General features: G+C 65.3%; 8 protein-coding genes. 7 read left to right on the top strand and 1 reads right to left on the bottom strand.

What is annotated here, in order from left to right; translation table 11 throughout:
* From glyA to JWQ89_RS17435, 4 genes are all read left to right on the top strand, one after another.
* The coding region (glyA, locus tag JWQ89_RS17450; RefSeq protein ID WP_299643030.1) for a serine hydroxymethyltransferase at nt 1-1158 on the top strand (1158 nt) is incomplete at its 5' end.
* 183 nt (nt 1159-1341) lie between these two features.
* Nucleotides 1342-1824 (top strand): transcriptional regulator NrdR, encoded by a 483-nt coding sequence (gene nrdR, locus JWQ89_RS17445; RefSeq protein WP_299643028.1) that lies wholly within the window; start codon nt 1342-1344, stop codon nt 1822-1824.
* 84 nt (nt 1825-1908) lie between these two features.
* On the top strand, nt 1909-2409 hold the full coding sequence (gene nusB / locus JWQ89_RS17440; RefSeq protein ID WP_299643026.1) for a transcription antitermination factor NusB: 501 nt from the start codon (nt 1909-1911) through the stop codon (nt 2407-2409).
* A 6-nt stretch (nt 2410-2415) separates the two neighbouring features.
* A complete protein-coding gene (locus tag JWQ89_RS17435) occupies nt 2416-3630 on the top strand; it encodes an MFS transporter (RefSeq protein ID WP_366144020.1) in 1215 nt (404 codons plus the stop codon).
* 27 nt (nt 3631-3657) lie between these two features.
* On the opposite strand, the gene bamE is transcribed toward JWQ89_RS17435, so the two are convergent.
* Nucleotides 3658-4107: an outer membrane protein assembly factor BamE gene (gene bamE / locus JWQ89_RS17430; protein WP_299643023.1), complete on the bottom strand. Its 450-nt coding sequence runs from the start codon at nt 4105-4107 to the stop codon at nt 3658-3660.
* 160 nt (nt 4108-4267) lie between these two features.
* Here bamE and JWQ89_RS17425 point away from each other — a divergent pair, with 160 nt between their 5' ends.
* The 3 genes from JWQ89_RS17425 to plsX all read left to right on the top strand — a co-directional run bounded on the left by JWQ89_RS17425 (nt 4268) and on the right by plsX (nt 6530).
* Nucleotides 4268-4795, top strand: a complete 528-nt coding sequence (locus JWQ89_RS17425) for a ubiquinol-cytochrome C chaperone family protein (RefSeq protein WP_299643021.1) — start codon at nt 4268-4270, stop codon at nt 4793-4795.
* Entirely contained in the window at nt 4792-5346 is a 555-nt protein-coding gene (locus JWQ89_RS17420) for a DUF177 domain-containing protein (RefSeq protein WP_299643019.1), read from the top strand. The genes JWQ89_RS17425 and JWQ89_RS17420 overlap by 4 nt, the downstream gene beginning before the upstream one ends.
* 113 nt (nt 5347-5459) lie before the next feature.
* Nucleotides 5460-6530 (top strand): phosphate acyltransferase PlsX, encoded by a 1071-nt coding sequence (gene plsX / locus JWQ89_RS17415; RefSeq protein ID WP_299643017.1) that lies wholly within the window; start codon nt 5460-5462, stop codon nt 6528-6530.
* The last annotated feature ends 89 nt before the right edge of the window (nt 6531-6619 follow it).

The following is a 6619-nucleotide window of genomic DNA, read 5'->3' as shown; positions in this document are numbered from 1 at the left end:
TCGAAGGCCGTGCTCGAGGCGCAGGGCTCGATCATGACCAACAAGTACGCGGAGGGTTATCCCGGTAAGCGCTACTATGGCGGCTGCCAGTATGTGGACATTGCCGAGAACCTGGCGATCGAGCGCGCCAAGCAGCTGTTCGGCGCCAATTTCGCCAACGTGCAGCCGAACTCGGGCTCGCAGATGAACCAGGCGGTGTTCCTGGCGCTGCTCGAGCCCGGCGATACGTTCATGGGGCTCGATCTCAATTCGGGCGGACACCTGACGCACGGGTCGCCGGTCAACATGAGCGGCAAGTGGTTCAAGGTGGTGTCGTACGGCGTGCGTGCAGACGATCACCTGCTCGACATGGAAGAGGTGGCGCGGAAAGCCCGGGAAGCGAGGCCCAAGCTGATCCTCGCCGGCGGCACCGCCTATTCGCGCGTCTGGGACTGGGCGCGGTTCCGCGAGATCGCCGATGAAGTCGGGGCCTATCTGATGGTCGACATGGCTCATATCGCCGGCCTCGTCGCTGGCGGCGTGCACCCCTCGCCGGTGCCGCATGCACACGTGGTGACGACGACCACCCACAAGTCGCTGCGTGGACCGCGCGGGGGCATGATCCTTTCCAACGACGAGGCGATCGCCAAGAAGATCAATTCGGCGGTGTTCCCCGGCCTGCAGGGCGGGCCGCTGATGCACGTCATCGCCGCCAAGGCCGTGGCGTTCAAGGAAGCACTGCAGCCCGAGTTCAAGGCCTACGCCCGGCAGGTGGTCACCAACGCCCGCGCGCTGGCGGCGACGCTGATCGAGAACGGCCTCGACGTCGTCTCGGGCGGCACCGACAACCACCTGATGCTGGTGGATCTGCGCAAGAAGAATGCCACCGGCAAGCGGGCAGAGGCCGGGCTCGGCCGCGCCTACATCACCTGCAACAAGAACGGCATCCCGTTCGATCCGGAAAAGCCGTTCGTCACTTCGGGCATTCGCCTGGGCACGCCTGCGGGCACCACGCGCGGCTTCGGCGAGGCCGAGTTCCGCGAGATCGGCAAGCTGATCGTCGAGGTGCTGGACGGGCTGCGCGAGGCCAACTCGGACGAAGGCAACGCCGCGGTCGAGGCGGCGGTGCGCGACAAGGTCAAGGCGCTGACCACGCGCTTCCCGATCTATCAGGACTGAGGCATTGAACCCGTCCGCGCCTTCGATTTTGCGGCTTTCGCCCTCCCTCCTCCTTGCGGGGAGGGCCGGGGAGGGGGTGGTTCAGTTCGAGAGCCGATGGACCCCCATCCCCCGTCCCTCCCCTCAAGGGGGAGGGGAGCCGCCCCCCGACCTGTCTGCGACCACTGCGAGGAAGCACCGCTAATGCGCTGTCCCTATTGCGGAAACGACGATACGCAGGTGAAGGACAGCCGGCCGACCGAGGATTCGAACGCCATCCGGCGCCGCAGGATCTGCAATGCCTGCGGCGGGCGCTTCACCACCTTCGAGCGCGTGCAGCTGCGCGAACTGCTGGTGGTCAAGAAATCCGGGCGCAAGGTTCCGTTCGATCGCGACAAGCTGGAGCGTTCGGTCAACACCGCGCTGAGGAAGCGCGACGTCGAGCCCGAGCGGGTCGAGCGGATGATCTCGGGCGTGGTGCGCCAGCTCGAGAGCCTCGGCGACGCCGAGATCAGCTCGGACCAGATCGGCGAATTCGTCATGGAGGGGCTGAAGGGCCTCGACGACGTGGCGTTCGTGCGCTTTGCCTCGGTCTACAAGAATTTCTCGGCAGCGGACGACTTCCGTTCGTTCCTCACCGAACTGGGCGACGATGAGCGCCTGAAGCCCAGCCGCGACGACGATTGAGATTGCGGTTGCCCCGCCCACTGGGTAAGCCAAAGGGCAGAACATTGCGCGCGTTGCCGCAGACAACAGAATGACTTTCTAGATATGGCCCAACCCAAGCCACGTGATCCCTCGGCTCCCCGCACTGCCAACCAGCGCGGCGCGGCCAGGCTCGCCGCCGTTCAGGCGCTCTACCAGATGGATGTGGGCCGGCAGTCGCTCGAGGATACGCTCAGCCAGTTCAGCACCGTGCACCTCGGGCGTGAGATCGAGGGCGAGGACTATCTGCCTGCAGATGCTGACTTTTTCCGCCAGATCGTCACCGGCGTGATCAGGGGCCAGCTGCAGATCGACCCGGCGGTGGACGACGCGCTGGTCGATAGCTGGCCGATGGGCCGCATCGATGCAACGCTCCGCGCTATCCTCAGATGCGGGACGTTCGAGCTGCTGAAGCGCACGGACATCCCCTCGCGCGTCGTGATCACCGAATATGTCGACGTGGCTAAGGCGTTCTACCAGGACGAGGCGCCCAAGATGGTCAACGCAGTGCTCGACGAGGTGGCCCGCAAGGCGGGGCGCGACAACGATACGGCCAGGGCCAAGTAGGGCGCGATGGACGAGCGCGCTCCCAAGACAGGGTCGCCCGTCCGGAATATCGGCCTCCTGGCCACGGCACAGGCGATTGTCGGGTCGAATCAAGCGGTTCTGGGGGCCGTCGCGTCGCTTACGGCGATCGCGATGATCGAGAACAAGAGCCTCTCGACCGTGCCGGTGACCTGCATGATCATCGGCACGGCGCTGGCGACCGGGCCCTCGGCCTATCTCATCCACTCCTGGGGGCGCCGGCAAGGCTTCATGCTGGGCGCGGCGCTGGCGATACCCGGCGCCTTGCTGGCCGCGCTGGCCGCGTGGCTCGGCAATTTCTGGCTCTTCAGCATTGCCCTGGGAGTGCTCGGGGTGACGTCGGCCTTTGCCAACCAGTACCGCTTCGCCGCCGCCGACAGCGTGCCGGCGGGGCTGAAGGCGCGGGCGATATCGTGGGTCCTGGCGGGTGGCGTCATCTCGGGGTTCCTGGGGCCCTGGCTCAGCATCGTGACCAAGGACCTGATTCCGGGAACGACCTTTGTCGGGACCTATCTGGCGATGGCGGCGTTGGCCGTTCTGGCGGTCTGCGTGCTGGCTCTGACGCGGCTGGCGCCGACTGCGGCGCAGGCAGCGATCAAGAAATCCGGTAGGCCGTTCAAGCAGTTACTTCGGAGCCCCGACGTCCTCGTGCCGATGGTCGGGGCCTCGGCGAGCTTTGCGCTGATGGTCATGGTGATGGTCGCGGCGCCGCTGGCCATGGTCTATGTCTGCGGTCACAGCACCGAGGAGGCGGCGTTCGCCATCCAGTGGCACATCGTCGCGATGTTTGCGCCCAGCTTCGTCACCGGATCGGTGATCAACCGCATCAGCGCGCACCTGACGGCGGCGCTCGGACTGCTGCTGATTCTGTGCGCGGCGGTGGTAAATCTCACCGGCATCAGCGTCCTGCACTTCGTGATTTCGCTGATTTTACTGGGGGTTGGCTGGAATTTCGGATTCATCGCATCGACCGCGCTGCTCTCCGCCGCCTACCGTCCGGAGGAGGCGGCGCGGGTGCAGGGGCTGAATGAGCAGGTGGTGTTCGGGGTGATGGCGCTGGCCTCGATCGCCTCGGGACTGCTACTGCAGCTGATCGGCTGGCAGTCGATCAATATCCTCGTGATTCCGCTGGCGGCGGCGGCGATCCTTGCGCTTGGATGGGGCAGCATGCGCCCCAAAAGCGCCGCTGGATTGCCGTCTTGATGAACGCCGTCTGAACGAAGATGAACGTCAGATGGACGAGATGATCGACTCGAGGAACGTGCGGTCCTGCCCGTAGGACGGGGTACGGCGGCTCTCGATGTTGAACATCTTGCCGTCCTTGATGCCGAGCCGTTCGGTATCGACCACCTTGTTCTTCTTGTCGAAGTAGACGACCAGCAGCGTGCGCTCCTTGCTGAGCTCCATGCCGAAGGCGGTCTGCTGCACCTTCTCGCCCAAATAGTACCAGGCGGTCTCGGTGGCGAAGGAGTTGGTGATCTGCGGCGAGCCCAGCACGGCGGTGACCAGCGCGGCGCTCTGACCGACCCGGATCTGCGCCACAGCATCTTCGGAGATTTCGTAGCCGCGCGCCTTGGACTGGGTGAGGCTGAGCCCGCTGGAGCAGGCCGATAGCGACAGACCCAGCAGCAGGGCAGCGGAAATCGGGAGGAGGCTTTTCGTGGCGGTGCGCAGAGGCATCAATTTGACTTTCCCGATCGCTGTCTACTATTAGCACGGCCTTGGCCGGGCGGGCACTGTGTAGCTGTCAAAGGCGCCTGCTGGCAAGCTGGCTGCGAACCTGGCCCGAACCCTTCCACACCGGCAGCCCCCTCGACCGCACAACCGCGGAGCGCGACTGATGATATTGAACTTGTTCAGGAAAAACCCGGCCGCGGACGCTGTTTATGCGGTCTATACAGCCATTGTGGCGCAATCCCGGCAACCTGTCTTCTACGCCGAGTGGGGCGTTCCGGACACGGTGACCGGGCGTTTCGACATGATCTCGCTGCACCTGTCGCTGCTGTTCCGGCGCTTGCGACTCGAAAAGCAGACCGGGGCGGAGTTCAGCCAGGCGCTGTTCGACCTGTTCTTCAAGGACATGGACCGCTCGCTCAGGGAGATGGGGGCTGGGGATCTCGCGGTGCCCAAGAAGGTCCGCCAGATGACCGAGCTGTTCTACGGCCTGATGACCGGCGTCAACGAGGCGATGGACCGCAACGACCGGCCCGGCGTCGAAACTGTGCTGAAGCGCAATGTCTATGGCGAGGCCGACGGCTCGCATGCCGGCGAACTCGCGGCCTATCTCTTCGTCCAGTACGACCGGCTGGCCGGGCAGGCGCTCGCGGCAATCACCGGCGGGCGACTCGAAATGGCGGCCGCTGCATGAACGCGCGCCAGGCCCGCTTCAGGATCGCCGATGCCAGCATCCGGCTTGATTCGATGCCGATCACCGGGCGCGACCTGACGCTGTCGGTGGAGCCCGACGAACGACTGGCGATCGCCGATCAGCTCCGGATCACCGCGGTGGAAAAGCTGGAGGCGACGCTCCGTGCCGTCCGCTTCAAGGGCGGCATGCGGGTGACCGGGCGGCTGGTCGCCACCACGGTGCAGCCGAGCGTCGTCTCGCTCGATCCGGTAACGCAGGAGATCGACGAGCCGATCGAGCGCGTGTTCCTGCCCGGTGGCGGGAAGGATTTTGCCGCGGCCGCCGACGCGGAAATCTTCGTCGACCTTGAAGGCGAGGACGTGCCGGACCATTTCGAAGGCAACGAGGCCGATCTGACCGACCTCATCATCGAGACCCTGGCGCTGGCCATCGACCCGTATCCCCGCCTCCCCGGCGAAAGCCTCGGATCGCTGGGCGACGATGGCGACACCGAAAGCGATCTGCCCTTCGCCGGCCTCAAAATCCTCAAGGAGACTGAGGACAAGGGGTAGTGACATGGAGTGCCTGAACTCCGATACGTCGATGAAGGCGCGGCACTTGTCTGGGGTAAGCGTTTGAGTATGTTGAAACCCGTCTCCGCAAGGGGACGCTGGACCGGGCGGCGATGAGCGATTCCATCCGTATCTCCGTTGACGCCATGGGCGGCGACAAAGGGCCCCGCGTGGCGGTAGAGGGCGCGTACCTGTTCTGGCGCGAGCGCAAGAACACGAGTTTCATCTTCCATGGCCGCGAAGCCGAGCTGCGGCCACTGCTGGAGCAGTTCCCGGCGCTGAAGAAGATTTCGCGGATCGTCCATGCCGACAACGTCATCTCGATGGACGAAAAACCGTCGCAGGCGCTGCGCAAGGGGCGCAACACCTCATCGATGTGGGCGTCGATCCAGTCGGTGAAGGACGGCGAGGCCGATGTCGCGATCTCCGGCGGCAATACCGGCGCGCTGATGGCGATGGCGACGTTCTGCCTGCGGCCCATCGAGGGCATCTCGCGCCCGGCGATCGCGGCGCTGTGGCCGACGCTGAGGACCGACATCATCGTGCTCGATGTCGGCGCGACGGTGGGCGGGGACGCCAAGCAGTTGACCGACTTCTCGATTCTCGGCGCGGCGCTCGCCCGGGCGCTGTTCGACCAGGAGCTGCCGACGGTCGGCCTGCTGAACGTCGGCACCGAGGAGATGAAGGGGCACGACGAAGTGAAGGAAGCCGCGCGCATCCTCCAGGCGGCGAGCGGCGAGGGGTTCATCTACCATGGCTTCGTCGAGGGCGACGATATCGGCAAGGGCACTGTCGACGTGGTCGTCACCGAGGGCTTTGCCGGCAATATCGCGCTGAAGACCGCGGAGGGCACCGCCCGGCAGGTCGGCACCTATATCCGCGATGCGCTGAAGGCCGACATCATCTCGATGCTCGGCGCCGCCATCGCTGGGCAGGCGCTCGAGGCGCTGAAGCGCAAGCTCGACCCGCGCAACATCAATGGCGGGGTGTTCCTCGGCCTCAACGGCGTCGTCATCAAGTCGCATGGCGGCACCGACGAGATCGGCTTCAAGGGCGCGCTCGGCCTCGGCTACGAAATGGCCCGCAACCGCGTCATGGACAAGATCGGCGAGGGCATGCGCCGCTTCCCGACTCTTAACGCCGCGCCTGTCGAAACTCCCGAACCCGAGGCCAAGCCCGCGTGACCGACAAGAAGTCCATCATCCGCAGCGTCGGCGCCTATCTGCCGGCGCGCATCCTGACCAATGAAGAGCTCTCGAAGACTGTCGACACC

It is taken from the genome of Devosia sp., assembly GCF_028290645.1.
In the GTDB taxonomy this organism is placed as follows: Bacteria; Pseudomonadota; Alphaproteobacteria; order Rhizobiales; family Devosiaceae; genus Devosia_A.
This window is presented reverse-complemented; position numbering and strand designations above follow the sequence as displayed.